This window comes from Pseudomonas sp. WS 5027, from assembly GCF_012985695.1.
GTDB lineage: Bacteria > Pseudomonadota > Gammaproteobacteria > Pseudomonadales > Pseudomonadaceae > Aquipseudomonas > Aquipseudomonas hygromyciniae.
Genome location: NZ_JAAQWU010000016.1, coordinates 15,552 through 39,840 on the forward strand (window position 1 = coordinate 15,552; position 24,289 = coordinate 39,840).

At 60.1% G+C, this 24,289-nt stretch carries 20 protein-coding genes; 8 read left to right on the forward strand and 12 right to left on the reverse strand.

Features of this window, described 5'->3' with window-relative positions; translation table 11 throughout:
* The first annotated feature begins 168 nt into the window (after positions 1-168).
* Genes HBO09_RS19350 through HBO09_RS19360 form a run of 3 tightly spaced genes read left to right on the forward strand, consistent with a single transcriptional unit; the run spans position 169 to position 4,949 of the window.
* Positions 169-1,473 (forward strand): phospholipase, encoded by a 1,305-nt coding sequence (locus HBO09_RS19350; protein ID WP_169997712.1) that lies wholly within the window; start codon positions 169-171, stop codon positions 1,471-1,473.
* Between the two features lie 56 nt (positions 1,474-1,529).
* Positions 1,530-3,515 carry a DUF1302 domain-containing protein gene (locus HBO09_RS19355; protein ID WP_169997710.1) on the forward strand — a complete coding sequence of 662 codons (1,986 nt, stop codon included), beginning with the start codon at positions 1,530-1,532 and terminating at the stop codon, positions 3,513-3,515.
* A 60-nt stretch (positions 3,516-3,575) separates the two neighbouring features.
* Entirely contained in the window at positions 3,576-4,949 is a 1,374-nt protein-coding gene (locus HBO09_RS19360; RefSeq protein ID WP_169997708.1) for a DUF1329 domain-containing protein, read from the forward strand.
* 333 nt (positions 4,950-5,282) lie between these two features.
* On the opposite strand, the gene HBO09_RS19365 is transcribed toward HBO09_RS19360, so the two are convergent.
* The 9 genes from HBO09_RS19365 to HBO09_RS19405 form a co-directional block, all read right to left on the reverse strand.
* Positions 5,283-6,071 (reverse strand): XRE family transcriptional regulator, encoded by a 789-nt coding sequence (locus tag HBO09_RS19365; protein ID WP_169997707.1) that lies wholly within the window; start codon positions 6,069-6,071, stop codon positions 5,283-5,285.
* Positions 6,072-6,296: 225 nt separating this feature from the next.
* A complete protein-coding gene (gene ppa / locus HBO09_RS19370; RefSeq protein ID WP_003176323.1) occupies positions 6,297-6,824 on the reverse strand; it encodes an inorganic diphosphatase in 528 nt (175 codons plus the stop codon).
* A 111-nt stretch (positions 6,825-6,935) separates the two neighbouring features.
* Complete coding sequence (locus tag HBO09_RS19375; protein WP_169997706.1) at positions 6,936-7,748, reverse strand: M90 family metallopeptidase; 813 nt, start codon at positions 7,746-7,748, stop codon at positions 6,936-6,938.
* Between the two features lie 6 nt (positions 7,749-7,754).
* The gene (locus HBO09_RS19380) at positions 7,755-8,411 is read right to left on the reverse strand and encodes a DedA family protein (protein ID WP_169865984.1); all 657 of its coding nucleotides are present in this window, start codon (positions 8,409-8,411) and stop codon (positions 7,755-7,757) included.
* 286 nt (positions 8,412-8,697) lie between these two features.
* The gene (locus tag HBO09_RS19385) at positions 8,698-9,156 is read right to left on the reverse strand and encodes a GNAT family N-acetyltransferase (protein WP_029292284.1); all 459 of its coding nucleotides are present in this window, start codon (positions 9,154-9,156) and stop codon (positions 8,698-8,700) included.
* Between the two features lie 105 nt (positions 9,157-9,261).
* The gene (gene eutC, locus HBO09_RS19390) at positions 9,262-10,104 is read right to left on the reverse strand and encodes an ethanolamine ammonia-lyase subunit EutC (RefSeq protein WP_169997705.1); all 843 of its coding nucleotides are present in this window, start codon (positions 10,102-10,104) and stop codon (positions 9,262-9,264) included.
* Positions 10,101-11,495 (reverse strand): ethanolamine ammonia-lyase subunit EutB, encoded by a 1,395-nt coding sequence (locus HBO09_RS19395; protein ID WP_092230694.1) that lies wholly within the window; start codon positions 11,493-11,495, stop codon positions 10,101-10,103. The genes eutC and HBO09_RS19395 overlap by 4 nt, the downstream gene beginning before the upstream one ends.
* 52 nt (positions 11,496-11,547) lie before the next feature.
* Positions 11,548-12,981 carry an ethanolamine permease gene (gene eat / locus HBO09_RS19400; RefSeq protein ID WP_169997704.1) on the reverse strand — a complete coding sequence of 478 codons (1,434 nt, stop codon included), beginning with the start codon at positions 12,979-12,981 and terminating at the stop codon, positions 11,548-11,550.
* Positions 12,982-13,195: 214 nt separating this feature from the next.
* The gene (locus HBO09_RS19405; RefSeq protein WP_029292280.1) at positions 13,196-14,716 is read right to left on the reverse strand and encodes an aldehyde dehydrogenase family protein; all 1,521 of its coding nucleotides are present in this window, start codon (positions 14,714-14,716) and stop codon (positions 13,196-13,198) included.
* Positions 14,717-15,007: 291 nt separating this feature from the next.
* On the opposite strand from HBO09_RS19405, the gene HBO09_RS19410 reads away from it, so the two are divergent.
* The 5 genes from HBO09_RS19410 to HBO09_RS19430 all read left to right on the forward strand — a co-directional run bounded on the left by HBO09_RS19410 (position 15,008) and on the right by HBO09_RS19430 (position 20,949).
* Positions 15,008-16,930 carry a sigma-54-dependent Fis family transcriptional regulator gene (locus tag HBO09_RS19410; RefSeq protein WP_169997703.1) on the forward strand — a complete coding sequence of 641 codons (1,923 nt, stop codon included), beginning with the start codon at positions 15,008-15,010 and terminating at the stop codon, positions 16,928-16,930.
* A gap of 398 nt (positions 16,931-17,328) precedes the next feature.
* A complete protein-coding gene (locus HBO09_RS29005; RefSeq protein ID WP_262381287.1) occupies positions 17,329-18,435 on the forward strand; it encodes a hypothetical protein in 1,107 nt (368 codons plus the stop codon).
* A 261-nt stretch (positions 18,436-18,696) separates the two neighbouring features.
* Positions 18,697-20,046 carry a UDP-N-acetylmuramate:L-alanyl-gamma-D-glutamyl-meso-diaminopimelate ligase gene (gene mpl, locus HBO09_RS19420; protein ID WP_169997702.1) on the forward strand — a complete coding sequence of 450 codons (1,350 nt, stop codon included), beginning with the start codon at positions 18,697-18,699 and terminating at the stop codon, positions 20,044-20,046.
* Complete coding sequence (gene ubiX / locus HBO09_RS19425; protein WP_038443595.1) at positions 20,043-20,672, forward strand: flavin prenyltransferase UbiX; 630 nt, start codon at positions 20,043-20,045, stop codon at positions 20,670-20,672. The genes mpl and ubiX overlap by 4 nt, the downstream gene beginning before the upstream one ends.
* A complete protein-coding gene (locus HBO09_RS19430) occupies positions 20,665-20,949 on the forward strand; it encodes a YceK/YidQ family lipoprotein (protein ID WP_169997701.1) in 285 nt (94 codons plus the stop codon). Before ubiX ends, HBO09_RS19430 begins: the two co-directional genes overlap by 8 nt.
* Before the next feature lie 88 nt (positions 20,950-21,037).
* Here HBO09_RS19430 and HBO09_RS19435 read toward each other — a convergent pair whose 3' ends face one another.
* The 3 genes from HBO09_RS19435 to HBO09_RS19445 form a co-directional block, all read right to left on the reverse strand.
* Entirely contained in the window at positions 21,038-21,679 is a 642-nt protein-coding gene (locus HBO09_RS19435) for an oxidoreductase (RefSeq protein WP_169997700.1), read from the reverse strand.
* 29 nt (positions 21,680-21,708) lie between these two features.
* Positions 21,709-23,427, reverse strand: a complete 1,719-nt coding sequence (locus HBO09_RS19440; RefSeq protein WP_169997699.1) for a C13 family peptidase — start codon at positions 23,425-23,427, stop codon at positions 21,709-21,711.
* 138 nt (positions 23,428-23,565) lie between these two features.
* On the reverse strand, positions 23,566-24,021 hold the full coding sequence (locus HBO09_RS19445) for a MaoC family dehydratase (RefSeq protein ID WP_169997698.1): 456 nt from the start codon (positions 24,019-24,021) through the stop codon (positions 23,566-23,568).
* Positions 24,022-24,289 lie beyond the last annotated feature (268 nt).

The window sequence follows — 24,289 nt, forward strand, 5'->3', positions numbered from 1 at the left end:
CCTGCAGGATAAACGCGGCGCTCTCAAGTTCTTCGCGAGCAAGCTCGCTCCTACAGATAGTCCCGATCGTGCGTGGCGCTATTGGTGAGTCGTTTTGGCAAGATCGGACAGTGTCGGGGCATACCCGGATTGTTAGGCTGAACGCATCTACAACAAGAGCGTAAAGCCATGAAGTTGCCGTCGTTGCTGCTGTGCCTGGGGTTATGGAGTCTGTCGCCCGGGGTCAGTGCATGGTCCAATCACAGCGTGGGCAGCTACCTGGCCCTGCAAGATTTGCCCGCGTTGCGCGAGGCGCCCGAGGTGCAGGTCGAGACCCTCGAGCAGTTTATCTCCCAGCAATACCCTGGCCTGGTGGCCTTGCTGGACGAGCAGGAACACTTCGCCCGCAGTCACTTTCCCGACTATCCGCCGCGCCCCGACAACCTGCGCCTGGCACCCCGGCCCGGGGCCGATCTGCGCCGCGACTTCCTCATGGCCTTGCGGGTCAATCCACAGATCCACCTGGCCCAGGTGATCCAGCCCATGCCCGGCGAAGACCTGGCGGGTCGCCCGCAGCTCAAGGCGGCCGAAGTGATGGTCGAACAAACCCTCTCACCGTGGAATCGCCAGCGCTTTATCCAACTGCAGCCGGGGCAGAAGGTCGCGCCGCTGGCGGTGCTGGCGACCGCTGCGGATGAGCCGGACTACGGCCACGATATCAACCTGTTCAGCGATAACCCGGGGGCCGTCGGTGCGTTGTATGGCTTTGGCGTGCAGTCGTTTGGCGATGCGCGTTTCCAGTACAGCTCCCAGGCGCCGTTCCATATGGGCTTCTTTCACGAGAGCGCGGTGGTCTACGTCGCGGCGCCGTTCCTGCTGCGCAACTGGCCGGACTGGCGGGCCTACCAGTACTTCGGCCTGGCGCGTTTTGCCTTCGCCAATGGCCATCCCTACTGGGGTTATCGCTTCCTCGGCTGGGGCATGCACTACCTGCAGGACCTGACCCAGCCGTATCACGCCACCACGCTGCCGGGCGACGATTTGACCAGCATGCTGCTGATGGAAGGCAAGGCCCTGGCCGGCTACGACAGCGACAAGCGGGCGGCGATCGAACGTGTCGCCACGCGCCACAACGAGGTGGAACGCTATCAGTTCGCCTGGCTGCGCCACCTGCTGCTGACGGGGGCGAGCAACCCGATGCTGGCGGCCTACGCCGACACCAGTCGGGACACCGACTATCCCGGCTATTCGACGGACTACCTGCGCCAGGTGGTCAGCGCCGAGGCGGATGCCCAGGCGGTGGCGTTCGACGAGGCCATCGGCCAGTGGCTGGCCACGCCGGGGGCGACCCAGAGTTTCAGTACAGGCAACCAGTTGCCCGCCGAGCGCTACGACCATGCCCGGCTCAACGAACAGGTGGTGCAGTTGCTGCGCCACTTTGGCGCCCACAGTCGCAACTACGTCCGGGCCGGCCTCGACCGCCCGGCGCAGTGAAACAACAGACATCGCAGTGCAATAACAACAAAAAAGGTTGCAGGGGAGAGACGGCAATGAGCACCACAGTGCGCGCGCAAGGCTCGGGATCCGAGGGTAAATGGTCCATCACATCCACTGGGGCTGGCGTCGGCCTGGCGGGCCTGCTGCAACTGTGCAGCGGCGGGAACGTGCAGGCCATGGAGTTCAGCGTGCTGGACAACCAGGTCACCGGCTCGTTCGACAGCACCCTGTCGTATGGGCGTTTGTGGCGGGTCCAGGGGCGGGACAAGGGCAACGACGACGTCAACACCAATGACGGCAATCGCAACTTCGATACCGGGCTGGTTTCCGAGGTGTACAAGATCACGTCGGAGCTGGAAGCCAATTATCAGAACTACGGGCTGTTCGTGCGGGGCACGGGGTTCTATGACACCCAGATCATGGACAAGCGCAACGACTACTACCGCAACAACAACCCATCGCAACCCAGCCAGAACCATCCGCGGGACGACCGCTTCACCGACCAGACCCGGGACATTGCCGGAAGCCGCGTGGAGATTCTCGACTCCTACATCTATGGCAACTGGGACGTTGGCCAGATGCCCCTGACCGCGCGCCTGGGGCGCCAGGTATTCAACTGGGGCGAGGGCATCTTCTATCGCGGCGGGGTCAACACCACCAACCCGGTGGACGCGGCCAAGTACCGCCTGCCGGGCGCCGAGGTCAAGGAAGTGCTGATGCCGGTGGAGGCCATCAGCTTCAACATCGGCTTGAGCGACAACCTGTCGATGGAGAGTTTCTACCAGTGGAACTGGAAGGAGACACGCATCGATCCGGTCGGCACTTTCTACTCCCAGAGCGACCTGTTCGCCGATGGCGGCCGCACCGGCTACAACAACTTTACCGGTAGCGCCCTCGACACCCCGACGCCCATCGGCGGCAACGTCATCGGGCTATATGACGCCCTGGGCAACAATCCGATGCTCGGGGGCATGCTGCGCAGTACCGGGCTCTACGCCAACGGCATGACCCCGGCCTACGGCAACACCCTCAAGGTGGCGTCGATCGGAAAGGACTACAACGCGCGCAACGATGGCCAGTTCGGCTTCGCCTTCCGTTACATCGCCGAGGAGCTCAACAGCACCGAGTTCGGCCTGTACCTGGTCAACTACCACGCTAAGGAGCCGACCATCGCCGCTGACCTGGCGGGCTACAAAGGCATCGACATGGCGGCACTGACCAGCATGCTGTCGTCGGTGGCTGGCAGCCAGGCGGCGGCCTTGGCCCATGGCCTGGCGACGGTGGACGTGATGGGCAACATCCAGGCGCACCGCCGCTACGCCGAAGATATCCGCATGTACGGCTTCAGCTTCAACACCACCCTGGGCAAAGCCTCGGTGTTTGGCGAGCTGGCCTATCGGCCGAACCTGCCCATCGGCGTCGCCGCCACCAACGACCTGATCGGCGACCTGGCCAATGGTGCCGGCGCGGCGGCGGGCGGGCAGTTCATCAATGTCGGCGGGCAGATGGTCAACCTCGACAGCCAGATCGACAACTCCGAGCGTGTAGAGGCCTTCAACACCTCCTTGGGCAGCATCTACAACTTCGGCCCGGGCCTGAGCTTCGACTCGTTGTTCGGCGTCTTCGAACTGGCCTCCGAGCACCTGCGCGGCAGTGGCCTGAAGTACCAGGCCTACGATGGCAGCACCCGTTACTACGCGGGCAGCGGCAACACTTCCTATGTGTCGGGTGGTGATCGTGATGACCAGGTCAGCCGTGATTCCTACAGCTACACGGTGATGTTCAACGGTACCTGGAACGACGTGTACGCCGGGGTCAATCTGTCGCCCTACGCGGTCTACAAGGACGACTTCAAAGGCAACTCCTACCAGGCCGGCAACTACATCGAGGGCCGCAAGGCTTACACCCTGGGGCTCAAGGCCAACTACCAGAACAAGCTGGAAGCCGAACTGCAGTACACCGAGTTCTTTGGCGGCGGCCAGAACAACGTGATCCGCGACCGCGACAACATTGGTTTCAACCTCAAGTACTTCCTGTAAGCCGCAGCCATGCTGCGTCGCGAGGGCGGCTACCCGCTCTCGTTCTTTTGGAGATTTGCCATGTTCCACGCACCTCGAATGCTCACCGCCAGCCTGGCCTTGGCCCTTGGCCTGGCCGCTGGCAATGCCCTTGCGGCGCTCTCGCCCCAAGACGCGCAACAACTCAAGACCCAGCTCACTCCCTTCGGCGCCGAGCGCGCGGGCAATGCCGCCGGTACCATCCCCACCTGGGAGGGCGGCATCACCCAGGCGCCCAAGGGCTATGAAAAGGGCAAGCACCACCTCGACCCCTTTGCCGGCGACAAACCGCTGTTCACCATCACCAAGGCCAACCTGGAGCAATACAAGGCCAGCCTGACGGCGGGTCAGATCGCCTTGTTCAACAGCTACCCCGACAGCTTCCAGATGCCCATCTACCCAAGCCGGCGTTCCGGCTCGGCGCCGCAGTGGGTGTATGACAACACCTTCAAGAACGCCACCAGCGCCAAACTGCTGGACGGCGGCACCGGCTTCGCCGACGCCTTTGGTGGCGTGCCGTTCCCCATTCCGCAAAACGGCGTGGAAGCACTGTGGAACCACATCACCCGCTATCGCGGCACCTACATCGTGCGCCGTGCTTCGGAGGCGCCCGTGCAACGCAACGGCAGCTTCGCCCTGGTCACGGCGCAGCAGGAAGGGCTGTTCAACTACTACCGCCAGGGCGGGCAATACGCCGACCTGAAAAACATCCTGTTCTACTACCTGACCTTCGTAAAAAGCCCGGCCCGCCTGGCCGGTGGCGCGACCCTGGTGCACGAGACCCTCGACCAGATCAAAGACGCCCGCCAAGCCTGGATCTACGACGCCGGCCAACGCCGCGTACGCCGCGCACCGAACCTGGCCTACGACACACCGATCTCATCCTCCGATGGCCTGCGCACGGCAGACGACACCGACATGTTCAACGGCTCACCGGATCGCTACGACTGGAAACTGCTGGGCAAGAAAGAAATCTACATCCCCTACAACAACTACAAACTCGCCAGCGCCGACGTGAAATACGCCGACCTGCTCAAGGTCGGCCACCTCAACCCGCAATACGCCCGCTACGAGCTACACCGCGTATGGGTAGTCGAAGGCACCCTGAAAGCAACGGCGCGGCACCTGTACTCCAAACGCGTGCTCTACCTCGACGAAGACAGCTGGGGTGCAGCAGTGGTCGACCAGTACGACGGCCGTGGTGAACTGTGGCGGGTGTCGATGGCCTATCTGAAAAACTTCTACGATTTGCCGACTACCTGGAGCGCATTGGACGTGTTCCATGACCTGCAGGCGCGACGGTACTACGTGCAAAACCTGGATAACGAAGAACCGCAGACAGTGGATTTTGCGCAGCCGATTCCGGAGGACTCGTACTTTATGCCGTCGGCGTTGCGCTTGCGCGGGACTCGATAGGGCTGTCGTTGTTAGTTGGGCGGGGAGAGCTGTGCTTGAGGGCGCGGCTCTTTGCTTGTTTTCGAGCGTTGTTAAAACGGACCTAGTCCCCTAAGTAGTTAGGCTGCCAGGGGGCTTTTAGATGGGATTAGATTATTTCGGACAATTAAAAAGCCGGCTTGTGGCCGGCTTCTCGGGGACTGGTTAAGTCTATTTTTGGTAAACCTCACCAGCCTTCAATCGTTCATCCAAGCTCTCGCTCAAATGATGAGGGGGGCATCGGCGGGAACTCCTCCGCGTCGCCGGGCAGGGTGTGTGGGCTTTACGCCGACCCTGCCAAATGTGCCGCGCATGTTACTCACATTTCTCTCGTTTTCCCAGCGTCTGGTCTGATTTAGAGCTGTCGTGGCCGATCAGATGGTCGTCCAGGGGGACGGGAGGGCGGCGGTTGTTGAGGGTGGACCACCAGAACACCCAGCCCAGGATATGTACGTTTTGCTCGAAGCGCTGGTCGTAGGTCAGGAGTTCGTCGGGGTGTTCGTTGCTGTTGTGGCTGCGGATGCGCAGGCCGCCGCCGGGCCGGTTGTAGAGGTATTTGATGCGCAGCATGCCGTCGTGTTCGAGGGCGTAGATTTCGCCGTCGATGATTTGCGTGCGGCCGCGGTCGATGGCCAGGATGGCGCCGTCCTGGATGATGTCGATCATGCTGTTGCCGACCATATAGGCCACCAAGGCGCGTTCGGCGGTGACGTTGAGTTGTTCCAGGGTGCTCAGGGAGAGGCGTAGATTTTCCTGGGAATTGAAGGAGGCGTGGAGGGGGATTTCCACGTCGATTTTTTTCGGGTCGCTGCTGGGCCCGCAGAGGTAGTGGCCGCAGTCTTCGCGTGCGGGCGCGTTGTTTGCGGGGTTGGAGCCTTCCTGTTGGTAGTTGGTCGGCGGGTGTTTGGGGCCTTCGCCGGTACGCAGCCAGCGGCTGGTGACACACAGCAGTTCTGCTATTTCGTCGAGCCGGGCCATGGGCACGCCACGCTTGAACCAGTTGTTGACGTGCTGGGGCGTGACGTCGCGATTCTTGGCGAAGTCGGATGCGGAAAGATGAACTTCCCGAAGTAACATTCTTAAGCGATCACCTGATGTATTCATAAACGCAGAGTTTACTGGCCGGAAAATTAGATCAAATAAACCATGCGTTGAGTTGGTGTATGTAGGTGTTTCCTTAAAGCAAGTGAAATCCTGTTTGAATTATAGCGAGTTAAACGTTAGTTGCTGTTTTGTTTACTTGATTGAACTTGTTGTTTATTTTTTCCCACAAAAAAAGCCCCGAATAATCGGGGCTTTTTTGATTGCCGTGGCAATGAGTAGCGGGTATCAGCCTTTGTAGGCGGCTACCGACTTCATGATCTCGGCACGGGCGGCGTCTGCGTTGCCCCAACCGTCGATCTTCACCCATTTGCCTTTTTCGAGGTCTTTGTAGTTCTCGAAGAAGTGCTTGATCTGCTCCAGCAGCAGTGGCGGCAGGTCGGTGTATTCCTTCACATCGACGTACAGCTGGGACAGCTTGTCGTGTGGCACGGCGATGACTTTGGCATCGCCACCACCGTCGTCGGTCATGTTCAGGATGCCGACTGGACGGGCGCGGATAACCGAACCTGGGGTGACCGGGTAAGGAGTCACCACCAGCACGTCGAGGGGGTCACCGTCGTCAGCCAGGGTGTTGGGGATGAAACCGTAGTTGGCCGGATAGAACATCGGGGTAGCCATGAAACGGTCAACGAACAGGCAGTCGCTGTCTTTGTCGATTTCGTATTTGATCGGCGCGTGGTTGGCCGGAATCTCGATGGCGACGTAGATGTCGTTCGGCAGGTCTTTGCCAGCCGGAATCTTGCTGTAGCTCATTGGGCGTTGCCCCCGTTGTTGGCCAAGTGAATTGGCCGGATTGGCCTAAAAGTGGCGGCGATTATAGGCATATTCCTGCGCCGATGCCACGCGCCAGACGTCGTACGGTACTTAGCCTTCAGTCTGATAGCGCGGGTCGCTGGCTTGCAGATGTTTCAGACGGGCCAGTGGATCCTGGCGGTAAAAAAGGCTCAGTTGCGCGTAGACCTGTGGATAACTGTCGATGAGCAAATCCGGGGCGCTGAAAAAATATTCGCTGGTGACGGCAAAGAATTCTGCCGGGTTTTCTGCCGCATATGGGTCGATGGCGGTTTCGGCGTCGGGGTTGTCGTCGAGCTGGCGGTTGAGGTCGTCATAAGCGCTCTGCATCACGCTTGCCCACGCCTGGACGCGCATGTCGTGGTGCAGGGGGGGCAGGCCATTGGCATCGCCATTGAGCATGTCGAGTTTGTGCGCCAGTTCGTGGATCACCAGGTTGTAGCCTTCCCAATTGCCACTGGCCAGCACGCCCGGCCAGGCGAGGATCACTGGGCCCTGTTGCCAGGCTTCGCCGCTGTGTTCGCCATCCCACTCATGTTCCACACCGCTGGCGTCGCGATGGCGCTGGGGGCTGCGGAAGTCATCGGGGTAGAGGATGATTTCGTGGAAGCCCTGGTACCAATCCAGCTCGCCCAGGTTCATCAGTGGCAGTTGCGCCTGGGCGGCGAGCAGCAGGCGTTGTTCCTGGTGCAGTTCGACGCCGGGCAGGGCAGTGAGGTGTTTTTCGGCGAGGAACAGCACGCTGGCTTCACGCAACCATTGGTCCTGTTCGGCGCTGATGCCGTCGAGGAAGGTCAGGTGATGGCGCACCCGCTGCCAGGTTTCATCGGCAACGGGATGCTTGGCCAGAAGGCGCCGGCGACGCCAGGCGCTGAGGGACCACATGGCCGGTCAGTGCGGCTTGGCTTCGGATGAGGTGCGGCCAAAACGGCTGCGGACCACGCCAATGATCATCGGCACCAGCGAGAGCAGGATGATGAATACCACCAGCAGTGACAGGTTCTTCTTGATGAACGGTACGTTACCGAAGAAGTAGCCGAGGGTGACCAGGCCGCCGACCCAGAGAATGGTGCCCAGCACGCTGAAGCCGAAGAACCGCGGATAGGGCATTTTGGCGACGCCGGCGACGAATGGCGCGAAGGTGCGCAGGATCGGCAGGAAGCGCGCCAGGGTCACGGTTTTGCCGCCGTGCTTGTCGTAGAAGTCGTGGGTCTTTTGCAGGTAGTCGCGGCGGAAGATTTTTGAGTTGGGATTGCTGAACAAACGTTCCCCGGCGGTTCGGCCGATCACATAGTTGGTACTGTCACCGAGGATCGCCGCTAGCATCAGCAGGCCGCCCAGCAGGACCGGGTCCATGCCGCCACCTGCAGCGACGGCGCCGGCAATAAACAGCAAGGAATCGCCGGGCAAAAATGGCATGACCACCAGGCCGGTTTCGCAAAAAATCACCAGGAACAGGATGGCGTAGATCCACGGACCGTAATTGGTTACCAGCAAGTCGAGGTACACGTCGAGATGCAGGATAAGGTCGAGCGGGTTGAAATCCATGGATGGCACCTGTGTGAATGGCCCGACTCAGCGGGCCTGTGCGGAGGCTTTGGGCAATAAGGCTACGCGTGTATGCCGTTTTTCTTACAACCCTAAAAGGTCGGCATTATACGTATTGAATGATGAAAAGCGTGTTGGTTTTGTAGCGGGGGATGTCGCATCTATTCTGGCTCGCGCTGATTCAAATGTGGGAGCTGGCTTGCCTGCGATAGCATCACCGAGGTCTGACTGACACACCGAGGTGTATGCATCGCAGGCAAGCCAGCTCCTACATTTTTTTGGTGTTTCAGTCTTCGCTGATCGGCAATGTGTAGTTCTTGAACTCGGTGTCTTCACGAAAGCCCATGGACTCATAGGTCTTCTGCGCCACGGCGTTGTCGCTGCTGGTCGACACGCGCAAACGCACGGCATTGGTTTCCTTGGCCATCTTTTTTGCGGTGCGCATCAGGTTGTCAGCCACCAGTTGGCGGCGAGCGTCCTCGGCGACGTAGATGTCATTAAGGATCCACACCCGTTTCAACGACAGCGAGGAAAAGCTCGGATACAGCTGACAAAAGCCCAGCAGCTTGCTGTCGTCGTCATCGGGCAGGGCCAGGTAGATCACCGACTCTTTGCGTCGCAGACGCTTTTCCAGAAAGGCCCGGGATGAGTCAGGAAAGGGCAGCGCGCCATAGAACTCGCGGTACTTGACGAATAATGGGGTCAACAGGTCCAGGTGTTCCAGAGTCGCTTGAGTGATCCGCATGCTAGGCCTCAACTTCTATAGGAATACGACGGCAAACGGTCCTTTACTCGGGCGCCCGCTGCTTGATGCTGCCTAAAGCGGTGAAAAATCGCAATCGTGCTGGTATCACTCCTTGGGCGGACTGAGCAGGAAGTTGCCTTTCATCAAGTCCGGATCATCCGATTCGAGGGTCTGAACCTGCGCCTCATCCTTGAGGTTGACCCCCGACAACTGCCGTCGGCAAGCCTCGCGCATCAAGTACAGCAAGCGGTGCGCCGCCATGCCGTAGCTCAGGCCTTCCAGGCGCACATTGGAAATACAGTTGCGGTAGGCATCGGTCAGGCCAACCTTGGGGTTGTAGGTGAAATACAACCCCAGGCTGTCCGGCGAACTGAGTCCCGGCCGTTCACCGATCAGGATCACCACCATTTTGGCGCCGAGCAATTGGCCGATTTCGTCGGCGACCGCCACCCGGCCTTGTTCCACCAGAATCACCGGCGACAACGACCAGCCTTCGGCCTGGGTCTGTTCTTCCATGCGAGTCAGAAACGGCACGGTGTGTTTATGCACCGCCAGCGCCGATAAACCATCGGCCACCACCACCGCCAGGTCCACACCGCCCGGGTTGGCCAGGGCATAGTCGCGCAGGGTCTGTGCCGATTCATCGCTCAGGCGTCGCCCCAGGTCCGGGCGTTGCAGGTAGCTGTGGCGGTCGGGGGCGGCGCTGTGCAGCAACAGGCTGTCGCGGCCGCGCTCGGCCATCTGGCTGCTCAGGCCGGCATGGTCGAACGGTAGGTGTACCGCGTCGCGGGCCTGGGCGTGGGCGAACTGGAAGTCCAGTTGCGCGCCGGTGGGGATGCTGGTGCCGGTGCGGCCCAGGGCAATCCGCGCCGGGGTCAGGCGCCGCAGTTCCAGCCATGGGTTGTCGTTTTCTGGGGTATCAAGCTGCACTTCAGGCTCCTTCTTCATCCCAATTGCGCCAAGGCATGGCGGAAGGCCGGGGGCAGGTTATTGCCAAACTGCACCTTGCCATCGGCTTGCGTGAAGATGCCCATTTTCGCCAGCCACTGTTCAAATTCCGGCGCGGGCTTCAAGCCCAGGGTCTGCCGGGCGTAGAGCGCGTCGTGAAAGGACGTGGTCTGGTAGTTGAGCATGATGTCGTCTGAGCCCGGGATGCCCATGATGAAGTTGATTCCGGCCACCCCCAGCAGGGTCAGCAGGGTGTCCATATCGTCCTGGTCGGCTTCGGCATGGTTGGTGTAGCAGATGTCGCAACCCATGGGCACGCCCAGCAGCTTGCCGCAGAAGTGGTCTTCGAGGCCGGCGCGGATGATCTGCTTGCCGTTATATAGGTACTCAGGGCCGATAAAACCGACCACGGTGTTGACCAAAAACGGCTTGAAATGCCGCGCCACGGCATAGGCGCGGGTTTCGCAGGTTTGCTGGTCGATGCCAAAGTGCGCGTTGGCCGACAGGGCGCTGCCTTGCCCGGTTTCGAAATACATCAGGTTTTGCCCCAGGGTCCCGCGATTCAGGCTCAAGCCTGCGTCGTAGCCTTCCTGCAGCACATTCAGGTTGATCCCGAAGCTGGCGTTGGCCGCCTCGGTGCCGGCAATCGACTGAAACACCAGGTCCAGGGGCACGCCACGGTTGATGGCTTCGATGGAGGTGGTGACGTGGGTCAGCACGCAGGCTTGGGTCGGGATCTCGTAGCGCTGGATGATGGCGTCGAGCATTTCCAGCATGGCGCAGATCGAGGCGATGCTGTCGGTGGCCGGGTTGATGCCGATCATGGCGTCGCCGTTGCCGTATAGCAGCCCGTCGAGGATGCTCGCGGCGATGCCCGCCGGTTCATCCGTGGGGTGGTTGGGTTGCAGGCGCGTGGACAGGCGTCCGCGCAGGCCCAGGGTGCCGCGAAACTGGGTGACGACGCGGATCTTCTGCGCCACCAGCACCAGGTCCTGCACGCGCATGATCTTCGACACTGCCGCGGCCATTTCCGGGGTTAGCCCCGGCGCCAGCGCACGTAGGCTGTGTTCGTCGGCCGCATCGCTGAGCAGCCAGTCGCGCAGGCCGCCGACGGTCAGGTGGCTGACCACCGCAAAGGCCTGCTGGTCGTGGGTGTCGATGATCAGCCGGGTGACTTCATCGCTTTCGTAAGGGATCAACGCTTCTTCAAGGAAGTGCTTGAGCGGGATATTGGCCAAGGCCATTTGCGCCGCAACCCGTTCGCCATCGTTCTGCGCGGCGACGCCGGCGAGAAAGTCCCCGGAGCGGGCGGGACTGGCCTTGGCCATCACGTCCTTGAGGCTGTCGAAACGGTAGGTCAATGCACCGACCGAGTGGGAAAAACTTGCCATACAGACTCTCCATGACGACGCGGGCGCTGGCCCGCGTCGTGGTTTACGGCGTTTAGTGCAAGGCGGCCTCTGCGGCCTGGATCGCCGCGAATTCTTCTTCCGGCGTGCCTGCTACCAAGTGATGCCGACTGTAGAAAGCAAAGTAAGCAATTAATACTCCATAGATGATCGCCGCGCCAATCACCACGCGTGGATCCACCAGGAAACCCGCCACCACGGCGATGCAGGCCAGTATCAAGGCCAGGCCCGAAGTGAAGATGCCGCCCGGGGTGCGGTATGGCCGCTCCATTTTGGGGCGACGGATGCGCAGGGTGATATGCGCGGCCATCATCAACACGTAGGAAATGGTCGCGCCAAACACGGCCACCAGGATGAGCAGGTCGCCCTGGCCGGTCAGCGACAGGCCAAACCCGATGATGCCGGGGATGACCAGGGCCAGCACCGGCGCTTTGCTTTTATTGGTCTGCGACAGCTTGCGCGGCAGGTAGCCGGCGCGGGACAGGGCGAAGATCTGCCGGGAGTAGGCGTAGATGATCGAGAAGAAACTCGCGATCAACCCGGCCAGGCCCACCAGGTTGACGAAGCTGCCCATCCAGGTCGAACCGCCGTAGGCCAGGGCCAGGGATTCCACCAACGGGTTGCCGGACTTGACCAGCGCCAGAGTGCCGGCGCCGCCCGGTGCGATTACCAGGATCAGCAGGGCGAAACTGGTCAGCACCACAATCGCGCCGATCAGGCCGCGGGGCAGGTCGCGTTTCGGGTTCTTGGTTTCTTCGGCGGCCAGGGGCACGCCTTCGACGGCGAGGAAGAACCAGATGGCATAAGGAATTGCCGCCCATACACCCACATAGCCAAACGGCAGGAAGCTGCTGGCGCCCTTGGCCTCGGTCACGGGAATGTCTAGCAGGTTGGCGACGTTGAAGTGCGGCACCATCGCCACCAGGAACACGCCCAGGGCAATCGCGGCGATGGCGGTGATCACAAACATCAGCTTCAGCGCTTCCCCGACACCAAAGATGTGGATGCCGATAAAGATGATGTAGAACGCCAGGTAGATCATCCAGCCGCCAATGCCGAACAGCGACTCGCAATAGGCGCCGATAAATACCGCGATGGCGGCGGGGGCGATGGCGTACTCGATGAGGATTGCCGTGCCGGTGAGGAATCCACCCCAAGGCCCGAATGCACTGCGGGCAAACCCGTAGCCGCCGCCTGCGGTGGGGATCATGGAAGACAGTTCAGCGAGGGAAAAACACATGCACAAGTACATGGTGGCCATCAGCAGTGTGGCGAGGAACATCCCGCCCCAGCCGCCTTGGGCCAGGCCGAAGTTCCAGCCGGCGTAGTCGCCGGAAATGACATAGGCGACGCCGAGACCGACTAATAGCACCCAGCCGGCGGCGCCTTTTTTCAGTTCGCGTTGTTGGAAATATTCGGAGTCGACTTTTTCGAAGTCGACGGAGGATCCTGTCGGTTCGCTAGGCATGGGGAAGTACCTTTGGTTCTTATTGTTTTATCCCGACTGACTTGAGCCGGATGAGAGGCCGAGTATTTATGACGATTCAGTGTGGGAGCTGGCTTGCCAGCGATAGCGGCTTCACATTCAACATGAGTGTTGGCTGTGCTGGCCTCATCGCAGGCAAGCCAGCTCCCACATTTGAAGGTATTTCAAATGTGGGAGTCGGTTGTCTGTTAGCGGCTTAGAAGAAGCCCAGTGGATTGATGTCGTAGCTCACCAGCAGGTTCTTGGTCTGCTGATAGTGATCGAGCATCATCTTGTGTGTCTCACGACCGACACCGGACTTCTTGTAGCCACCAAACGCCGCATGCGCGGGGTAGAGGTGATAGCAGTTGGTCCACACGCGCCCAGCCTTGATCGCTCGGCCCATGCGGTAGGCGCGGTTGATATCGCGGGTCCACAAGCCGGCACCCAGGCCAAACTCGGTGTCGTTGGCAATCGCCAGCGCTTCGGCTTCATCCTTGAAGGTGGTGATGCTCACCACCGGGCCAAAGATTTCTTCCTGGAACACGCGCATCTTGTTGGTGCCCTTGAGCAGGGTCGGCTGGATGTAATAACCGGTGGCCAGGTCACCGGTCAGTTTCTCCACCTTGCCGCCGGTCAGCAGCTCGGCGCCTTCGCCCTTGGCGATTTCCAGGTACGACAGGATCTTGTCGAACTGCTGCTCGGACGCCTGGGCGCCGACCATGGTGTCGGTGTCCAGCGGGTCGCCACGCTTGATCGACTCGACCTTTTTCATCACCACTTTCATGAAGTCGTCGTAGATCGACTCTTCCACCAGCGCGCGGGATGGGCAGGTGCACACTTCGCCCTGGTTGAAGAACGCCAGCACCAGACCTTCGGCGGCCTTTTCGATAAATTGCGGTTCGGCTTTCATGATGTCGGCGAAGAAGATGTTCGGCGACTTGCCGCCCAGCTCAACGGTGGACGGAATAATGTTCTCGGCCGCGCAATGCATGATGTGCGAGCCCACCGGAGTGGAGCCGGTGAAGGCGATCTTGGCGATGCGCTTGCTGGTGGCCAGGGCTTCGCCTGCCTCCTTGCCGAAACCGTGAACCACGTTCAGCACGCCAGGTGGCAGCAGGTCACCGATCACTTCCATCAGCACGTTGATGCCCAGCGGAGTCTGCTCGGCGGGCTTGAGCACCACGCAGTTACCGGCGGCCAGGGCTGGCGCGAGTTTCCAGGCGGCCATCAGCAGCGGGAAGTTCCACGGGATGATCTGCCCGACCACGCCCAGGGGCTCGTGGAAGTGATACGCGGCGGTGTGTTCGTTGATCTCGGCGCTGCTGCCTTCCTGGGCGCGGATGCAACCGGCGAAGTAGCGGAAGTGGTCAGCCGCCAGGGGGATGTCGGCGTTGAGGGTTTCGCGTACGGCCTTGCCGTTGTCCCAGGTTTCGGTGATGGCCAGCAGTTCGAGGTTCTGTTCGATACGGTCGGCAATCTTGAGCAGCACCAGCGAACGGTCCTGGGCCGAGGTCTTGCCCCAGGCGTCAGCGGCGGCGTGGGCGGCATCCAGCGCCTTGTCGATATCCTTGGCTGTGGAGCGCGGGAAGTCGGCGATGGGCTTGCCGTTCACCGGCGAAGTATTGGTGAAGTAGTTGCCATCGACCGGTGCCACAAATTCGCCACCGATGTAGTTGCCGTACTTGGCCTTGAACGAAACGATAGCGCCTTCAGTACCGGGGTGTGCGTAACGCATGGTGGGTATCTCCTGACTTCTTATGTTTATTGGAGTGCAGCATTGCTGCGCTTGATAAAGCCTAGAGCAAAGGTCGGGCCAGTGCCTTACAGCCCAGGTAAATCAAGGGCTTGAGGTTTGTTGCAAGGCGTTGCTGTGACACAGTTGGTACAGTCAGGGTGACACTTTGTGCCATAAGCGATACAGGTCGTGACCCATGGGTCGCCCCGGGATTGCAATGCGTCCAGGCCTGGAGGATGCTGGGCGTCCCGGTCCGCGGTGTGTTTCGCGCAACAGGAGAACAATAAGAATATGCATAACGATCATTTCAGTCGCCATGCCCGCCAAGTCCTGACGGTCACCCGTGGCCAAGACCCACTGCACGGTCCCGGTAGCGATCCATCGATTGCTCGCTCCTGGCTGCGTTGCGTGGAGGATTACCACCTCGACCCGGCGCTGACCATTGCCCCCACGGTGCTGGAGCATGATCGCCTGCTGGAAAGCCGCGAGCGCTTGCAACAAGTGCTGCACATCGCCGGCAATGAAATGAACAATTTGCATCAACAACTTTCCGGCGCCGGCCACGCGGTGCTGCTGACCGATGCGCGTGGGGTGATCCTCAATTGCGTCACCGCGCCCACCGAGCGCAAGGTGTTCGAGCATGCCGGCCTGTGGCTCGGCGCCGACTGGAGCGAAGCCTGCGAAGGCACCAACGGCATCGGCACCTGCCTGGTGGAGCGCCAGGCCCTGACCATTCACCGCGACGAACATTTTCGCGGGCGTCATACCGGGCTGACCTGCTCGGCGAGCCCGGTCTTTGATCCCCATGGCGAACTGCTGGCGGTGCTCGACGTGTCGTCGGCCCGCGAAGCGGTTTCACGCCAGAGTCAGTTCCACACCATGGCACTGGTCAACCTCTCGGCCAAGATGATCGAGAGCTGCTATTTCCTGCGGCACTTCGAGAATCATTGGTTGCTGCGTTTCCACTTGCAGGCTGAATCCGTGGGCCTGTTCAGCGAAGGACTGCTGGCATTCGACGGTGAAGGACGGATCTGTGCGCTCAATCAAAGTGCACAGAACCTGCTGGGCCAGCCGCGTGGGCGTCTGCTGGGCCTGCCGGTAGAGATGTTCTTCGATTGCACCCTGGATCAATTGCTCGGTCGTGCCAGTGCCAATGCCAGCGCCAGTTGGCCGTTGCGCACCCGCGACGGACGTAGCGTGTTTGCGGTGCTGCGCGGCGAGGCCCGCCGGGCGCCAAGCCCGCAGGTGCAAGCACCGCCCAAGGTTGAGCGGCCCCGGTTGCCGGGGATTTGCATGGGGGACGAGGCGCTGCAAAGTGACTTTCGCAAAGCCTTGCGGGTCTTCGAACGCGATGTGCCGCTGCTGATCAATGGCGAAACCGGCTCCGGCAAGGAGGCCTTTGCCAAGGCCGTCCATCACGCCAGCCAGCGTGCCGACAAAGCCTTCGTGGCCCTGAACTGCGCAGCCATCCCTGAAAGCCTGATCGAAAGCGAGTTGTTCGGTTATCGCGGCGGCAGTTTCACCGGTGCCCGCAAGGAAGGCATGCAGGGCAAGCTGCAACAGGCCGACGGTGGCACGTTGTTTCTCGATGAAATCGGCGACATGCCCCTGGCCCTGCAAACCCGCCTGTTAAGGGTGCTGGAGGATCGGCTGGTGGTGCCCATTGGTGGGGAGCCGCAAGCCGTGGATGTCCGAGTGATCAGCGCGACCCACCGCAACCTGCTGGAACGGGTGCAAGACGCCAGCTTCCGCGAGGATTTGTATTACCGGCTCAATGGTCTGGAAATCGCCTTGTCGCCCTTGCGTGAGCGCAGTGACAAGTCGCAGTTACTGGATTTTCTCCTGGCACAAGAGGCGCAGGGGCAGTCGATAACACTTGAGCTTGATGCTCGCCGGGCGCTGCTGGATTTCTCCTGGCCGGGTAACGTCCGACAGCTGCGTACGGTGCTGCGTACATTGGCCGCACTGTGTGAGAGTGGGCGGGTAAGGTTGAACGACTTGCCGGCGGTCATTCGCCAGACGCCCTCCCAGACCCAGGCCACCGTACAGCGGGGCAAGCAGCCTTTGGAGGATGCCGAGCGCTTGGCGTTGCTTACTACGCTGGAGCAGCAGCGCTGGCATATGACCCTTGTCGCGGAGCAATTGGGTGTCAGTCGTAATACGCTGTACCGCAAATTACGCAAGCATGGCATCGCCCTGCGCTCAGCGCTCTGAGTGACGTAAAAGGCTGCTTTGGGTTTTTTACTCCGTTCCTGAATAACTCACTCACGCCTTTGCTTTTTTTAGGTGTGGGTGGAAGTGTCGTTAAAATCTGGTAGTACATCTTTATATTTGTTGTGGTTGTCAGGCTGTGCGTTAACTTTCAGAAGACGGTTTGTAAAGTGGCTATTTAATCTGCCCGGTGTCTGTAATCGTTGCGCGGTATGTCGGTGTTAAGAAAGGTTGCGTGTGGAAAGAGGGGGGTGATTTTAATTCTGTGGTTTATGGAACCGAATGTGTGATTTTTTGTACTCATAGGGAAAGGATGATTCACTGTTTTTGCTTTTTGGGGCGCAAGGATAAATAAGTTTGGTGGCGCGTCATGTACGTGTTTTTACTATATAGGTGAAGATATGAGTATTACAGGGTTTCCTGTTTTTGTTCCTTTGCAGGTGAAAGATGTGGAGGCGGGCTCGCCGAGTCAGCAGGCAGTCGGCGATACAAAAGTTGTGTCTGGTATGGAGAAATCAGCGGACAATCAGAAGAGCCAGTTGTACAGCGAGGAAAGTATCGCTGGTGAAAAGCTGGATAACGGTTCTGTACGTACTAAGCGGGGGTTTAATTCTCTTAAATTTCCCAAATTTCTTCCTTCAAAAAAGCCGACGATTCCGCCGTTTATCAGTGGGACACAGGGTCATTACAGACCGACTTCCCCTCTCGGTCCTCGTGGGTCCGTTAGTCCGACGAATAGCCCAGGGATAACTAATTTCAGGGCGTTGGTACACAGAACTCTGAACCCCGGCGCGTCAATCATTGGTCCAGTTAAGCCTGTAGTTGCCAAACCCAAGACATTTGGCGATATGGCCTACAATCTAATTGCGGCTGATCGCCTGGTCAAAGCCGGTGTATTCAAAACCGACACGCCTTTGAAGACCGTCGTACGTGATGCTTTTATAGGGGCGTCGGTAAATGGGCTCGTTAGCACGCCGTTGAGTATTGGTACTTATGCAGGATCTGTTTGGACCGGTGAAACCATCAAGGGTAACTTTACTCCCAATACCCCATTGTTGCCCCCGGCCCACCAGCCGGCCCCAAGTCAGCAAGCGAATGGAGTCGCAACAACAGCAACTAATACAGGCGAGCAAAATGCCGAAATGATTAAGTTGCGTATGGATAATGCTGAGACAAAACTTCTATATTTGGCTAACACGACTCAGCTGCTAGTTGAAGGCGGGGAGGCAAAGGCCCTTGGCAAAAGTCCGAACTGGCCGACCGAGACCAATGAGCGTCTCAGTAATATTGAGAAGTTGTATGATGCGCAAGAGAAAAGTATGCAGGCAATTGCTACGGAAAACGATTTCGTTTTCAAGCCTTATAAAGGGGACGCCGCAAGCGAGCCTAAAACTGTTGCCGCTCGCCTGGATGCACTTGATAAAAGGCATGAGGCAGCCAATAACTTTATTGCGAGGATGATTGCCATTCGGGACCTGGAAGCAAAAGGGAAGGAAGATACTGCGTGATAAAAGCCGGTCTGTTTTTGGTTTGGTAGTTTGAGTGCTTGTATACTTTCTGAGTGGCGGCTATCAGGCCTGGTGTTGTGCAACTCTGCCTAAATGCCAGGCTTGATCTCAGTTTGTGAAATTGCATAAAGAGTAGAAAAAGCCAGCGGTTTATCAATGATGGCGACGCTCGCTGGCGGAAAAAATTGCACGCTAATCGCTAAAAGAGTGCGAATTTTCCCACCCTACGCTAACCTGCCTCGAAGTTTTACGAGGTCCACTATGCACATTCATATTCTCGGTATTTGCGGCACTTTCATGGGTTCGATGGCGGTCCTGGCCAAGGAGCTGGGCCATCATGTCACCGGTTCCGACGCCAACGTCTATCCGCCCATGAGCACGCAACTGCAGGCCCAGGGCATCGAGTTGACCCAAGGCTACGACCCGGCACAATTCGACCCGGTCCCGGACCTGGTGGTGATCGGCAATGCCATGTCCCGTGGCAACCCTGCCGTGGAATACGTGCTGAACAAAGGCCTGCCCTATGTCTCCGGCCCGCAATGGTTGGCCGATCATGTGTTGCAAGGGCGCTGGGTACTGGCCGTTGCCGGTACGCACGGCAAGACCACCACCAGCAGCATGCTGGCCTGGGTCCTGGAGCACGCGGGCATGAGCCCCGGCTTCCTGATCGGCGGCGTACCGCAGAACTTCTCGGTGTCGGCCCGCCTGGGCGATACACCGTTCTTCGTAATTGAAGCTGATGAATACGACAGTGCCTTCTTTGATAAGCGCTCCAAGTTTGTTCACTACCGTCCACGCACGGCGATCCTGAACAACCTGGAGTTCGATCACGCAGACATCTTCCCCGATCTGCCAGCCATCGAGCGGCAGTTCCATCACCTGGTGCGTACCATTCCCAGCGAAGGCCTGGTGATCCACCCGACCACCGAACCTGCCTTGCAGCGCGTGATCGAGATGGGCTGCTGGACCCCGGTGCAAACCACCGGCGCGGGCGGGCAGTGGCAGGTCAAATTGCTCCGTGAGGATGGGTCCCGGTTTGAAGTGCTGTTCGAGGGCGAGGCCCAAGGCATCGTTGACTGGGATATGACGGGCCAGCATAACGTCGCCAACGCTTTGGTGACCCTGGCGGCCGCACGCCATGTTGGCGTGGTGCCGGCCATGGGCATTGCGGCGCTGAGTGCGTTCAAGAGCGTCAAGCGGCGGATGGAAAAGGTCGCTGAGGTAAATGGGATTACCATCTATGACGACTTTGCCCACCACCCTACGGCGATTGCCACCACCCTCGACGGCCTGCGCAAACGCGTTGGCGAGGCGCCGATAATCGCCGTTATCGAGCCACGCTCCAACTCCATGAAGCTCGGCGCACACCGCGACGGCCTGCCTGAAAGTGTCAACGATGCCGATCAGGTGGTGTGGTACGCCCCGGCCAACCTGGGCTGGGACTTGGCGGCGGTGGCCGAACTCTGCAGCGTGCCGTCGATTGTCAGCGATTCCCTGGAAGGCATCATCGAGCGGGTCAAGAGCCAGGCCAAACCCGGTACCCACGTGGTGATCATGAGCAATGGCGGCTTCGGCGGCTTGCACGGCAAACTGGCCGAGGCGCTGCAATGAGCGGGCCGGAACGCATTACCCTGGCGATGACCGGCGCGTCCGGCGCGCCTTACGGGTTGCGTTTGCTGGACTGTTTGGTGCGTGAAGACCGCGAAGTGCATTTCCTGATATCCAAGGCTGCGCAATTGGTGATGGCTACTGAGACTGACGTCTCGCTGCCGCCCAAGGTGCAGATGATGCAGGCCTTCCTCACCGAATACACCGGTGCAGCGGCGGGACAGATCAAGGTCTATGGCAAGGAAGACTGGATGTCACCGGTGGCCTCCGGTTCCGGTGCGCCTGCGGCGATGGTGGTGGTGCCGTGTTCCACCGGCACGTTGTCGGCGATCGCCACCGGCGCTTGCAATAACCTGATCGAGCGCGCGGCGGACGTGACCTTGAAGGAGCGCCGCCAGTTGATCCTGGTGCCGCGTGAGGCGCCTTACTCGAGCATTCATCTGGAGCATATGCTCAAGTTGTCGAATATGGGCGTGACCATCCTGCCGGCATCGCCGGGTTTCTATCACCAGCCACAGACCATTGATGACTTGGTGGATTTCGTGGTGGCGCGGATTCTCAACCTGCTGAATATCCCCCAGGACATGTTGCCGCGTTGGGGCGAGCATCATTTGAGCAGTGATGAGTAGACTGTTGCTGATGCTGCTGGCGCTGCACCTGACAGGCTGCGCCACGGTGCGCACCCTCGATGCGGCGAAACCTGGGGCGCCGGTGGTGTATGCGGGGACACGCCTGGACTTGTATGCGATGCAAGGTGGTTGTTGCGCCATGGACCGCTTCGGCGCGCAAGCGCCGAGCTATCCAGGTCTCGACCTGCCAGCCAGTGCGCTACTCGACACGCTGCTGTTGCCGCTGTCGGCGTTGGCGGTGCTGGGGGTTGGGTTTAATGCGACGGGTGGGTTGTAACGCTGAGCCAAGGTTTAACACCGACCTGAAATGTGGGAGCGAGCAAGCCCGCTCCCACATTGGGGCGGTGCAAAACCGTTGAACAGACTTATTTGCCGAGCTTGCGCAACTCATCCGACTCGACGATCCGCACCCCATCCTGCTCTTCCAGCGCCAGGCGCCACATGGCCCGGGCCAGTTCACACACTTCAATGCCACGATACTTGCCGGGAATCAGCCGCGACAACGGCCCCACGAGTTTTTCTGCCAGGCGTGTTTCCAGGCGTTCGCCCAGCAGCAGCGAGGGCCGCACGATGGTCAGTTGCGGCCAGTCCTGGGCCTGCAAGGCCTGCTCCATCTCACCCTTGACCCGGTTGTAGAACACCGAGGATTTCGGGTCGGCGCCAATTGCGCTGATCACGATCAGGTGCCGCGCCCCCATTTCCCGGGCACGCTTGCCGAATGCGACGACCAGGTCCAGGTCAACGGCGCGGAACGCCTGTTCGGAACCTGCTTGCTTGAGAGTGGTGCCCAGGCAGCAGAAGGCCAGGTCCACCCTGCCGCTCAGTTGTGGCAGCAATACGCTGGGGTCGCCGACCGGGTTTTCCAGGTGCGGGTGTTCGGCCAGCGGGCGGCGGCTGGGCGCCAATACGCGGGTGACGGTGGGCTCGTTGAGCAGGCGGTCCAGCAGATGTTCCCCGGTCAAGCCAGAGGCTCCGGCAAGCAATATATGCTGAGGCGTCAAGTACATGGTGTTTCCCCCCTTGATACAGTTTCAGCTTAGTTGCTCTTTGCTTCCTTGCTATTGATAGAGACGCTTTCCAGCGCCTTTCGTGCCTGCTGTTTGCGTAATAATTGCCAGCGGGCGATGACGCTCTTGGGGGCCCAGATCTGTGGTTCGGAGGCTTCGAAGCTGTCAGCCATTTCGCGTTCGGTCACATGCCGTTGGGCCAGCTTGAAGGCGTGCTGCAAGTCGTCGGTCTGGGTCAGGGCCTGGGCGAACAAGGCATCGCCGAAGTAGGTGAAGTCGGCTTCTTCCGAGCAACCAAATGACACGCGATCTGCGCGGGAGGCGGTCATGATCAGGGTGTGATCATCCTTGAGCGCCGGGATAAATCCGCCGGAGTAGCACGCTGAAATCACGATGACCTTGTCACGGTTTTTCAGCGGCGCCATCACCGCAGCCAGTTCGTCGCTCGGCAGGTCGGCCAGCTCCATGCGGGGTTGGTCGAGCACCAGTTGGTGTTCGTGGGTGCCGTGGCTGGTCAGGTAGATAAACACCAGGTCTTCGGGGCCGGTGCGCTCGGCCAGGGTCTGTACGGCGCGGCGCAGGCTTTCGCGGGTCGCCATCGGGCGGTCGGCGATATGGTCGCGGTGGTTGACCAGGCGGATCTGCCCGCGGGCGCCGAAACGGCTGGCCAGCAGGTTGCTGACATAGTCGGCCTCGCGCAAGAACACGCTTTGCTTGCCGTCGCCGGCCACCACCAGGGTGTACAGCTCGACCGCCGGGGTGGACGCCGGCACGGCGGCGAGGGCGCTATCGAGCAAGCGGCCCTGGGCCAGTACCCCGACCTCCAGGGTGTCGGGCAACAGCTTGCCGTCGGCATCGCGCACGCGCAGGCCATTGGCCCAGGTCCCGGCTTGCACCGTGCCATCGGTGAGCACCAGGGTGCCTTGCCCGTGATAGCTGTCGTTGTCGAAGCCACCGATGTAGAAACTGCCATCGCTGAGGTTCAGGCGCCCTTCACCGGTAAAGCGCCAGTCACTGAATTGCCCGATGTAATGGCTGCCGTCCACGCCGGTCAGTTCGCCTTTGCCGCTGAGGGCGCCTTCGCGAAATTCGCCGGTCCACACATCGCCGTCGGCATTTTCGTAGCGGCCCTTGCCGTTGAGTTGGTTCTGCTTGAAGTGGCCGATGTACATGTCGCCTTCGGCGCTGTTGAAGGTGCCGTTGCCTTCCAGTTGGCCATTGACGAAGTGACCGCTGAACTGATTGCCGCTGTCGTCGTTGCGCTGGCCTTCACCGTTGGGTTTACCGTGGGCGAACAATCCCTGGTATTGACTGCCATCCGCCAGCTCCAGGCGACCGAGGCCGGAATACTGGTCGTCCTTGAATTCGCCGCGATAGGTCATTTGCCCCTCTTTGAGGGTGCCTTCGCCGTTGCGCCGGCCTTGCTTGAAGCCGCCGACGTAGGTGTTGGCCGCCGTGGTCAGGGTGCCCTGGCCATCGAACAGGCCTTGCTGGAACTGCCCTTTATAGATCTCGCCGTTGCTGCCGTGCCATTCGCCCTGGCCATGCCACTGGCCCTTGTCGAACTGCCCGGCGTACCAACTGCCGTTGGGGTAGTCCACCCGGCCCTGGCCTTGCAGCAGCCCATCGACCACATCCCCGCGATAACGCCCGCCGTCCGGCAGCCGTGCGTCGGGCGGCAACAGGGGTTCGCCGTCGCCGCAAGCGGTGAGCAACAAGGCCAGAGCAAGGGGAACGATTGGGCGCATAGCGGGATCCGGATAATTGAGCGCCGAGTATGCCGCAGCGGGGGAAGCTATACCTAGTGGTCTGTGTGGTAATCATGACTTGTCGGCGATGGCGCCGCAGCGGGCGCTATCACCGGCAAGCCGGCTCCTACGGATGTATCAGACGAAGCACAGTGACAATGACTCGGCGATGTAGGCGGGTTTTTCCTGGCCGTCGATTTCCAGGGTGCAGGTGGCCTTGAGTAGCCACTGGCCAGGCTTTTTCTCGGTGGCGTCGGTGAGGGTCACCGCCAGGCGCACCTTGGAGTTGACCTTCACCGGCTGGATAAAGCGCACGCTGTCCAGGCCGTAGTTGACTGCCATCTTCAGGCCCTCGGGCATGATCAGGATGTCTTCGATCAACTTTGGGATCAGCGACAGCGACAGGAAGCCGTGGGCGATAGTGCTGCCAAATGGGGTCTGGGCGGCTTTTATCGGGTCGACGTGGATGAACTGAAAATCGCCGGTCGCTTCTGCGAACAGGTTGATACGCTCCTGGTCGATGGTGAGCCATGTGGAACGTCCCAGTTCCTTGCCGACATAATCATTGAGTTGCGCTACAGGTACGAAGGGCATTGCGACTCTCCTCAGTCTCCCTGTAGGAGCGAGCTTGCTCGCGAAGAACGTCCAGGCACCGAGCATATCCAGGATGCCCGCGTTATCGCTGACGGCTTTCGCGAGCAAGCTCGCTCCTACAGGGTGTTGTTGTTTTAGGTGGATTCCCGAGAACCAATGTAGATCATCATGGGCAAATGGCCCGGTCAACCCACCATGCTTTTGGCGAATGCCTGTTCATAGGAGCGGCGTGCTTATAATGCCCACGGGCTTTTGGGGGGAGAAAACC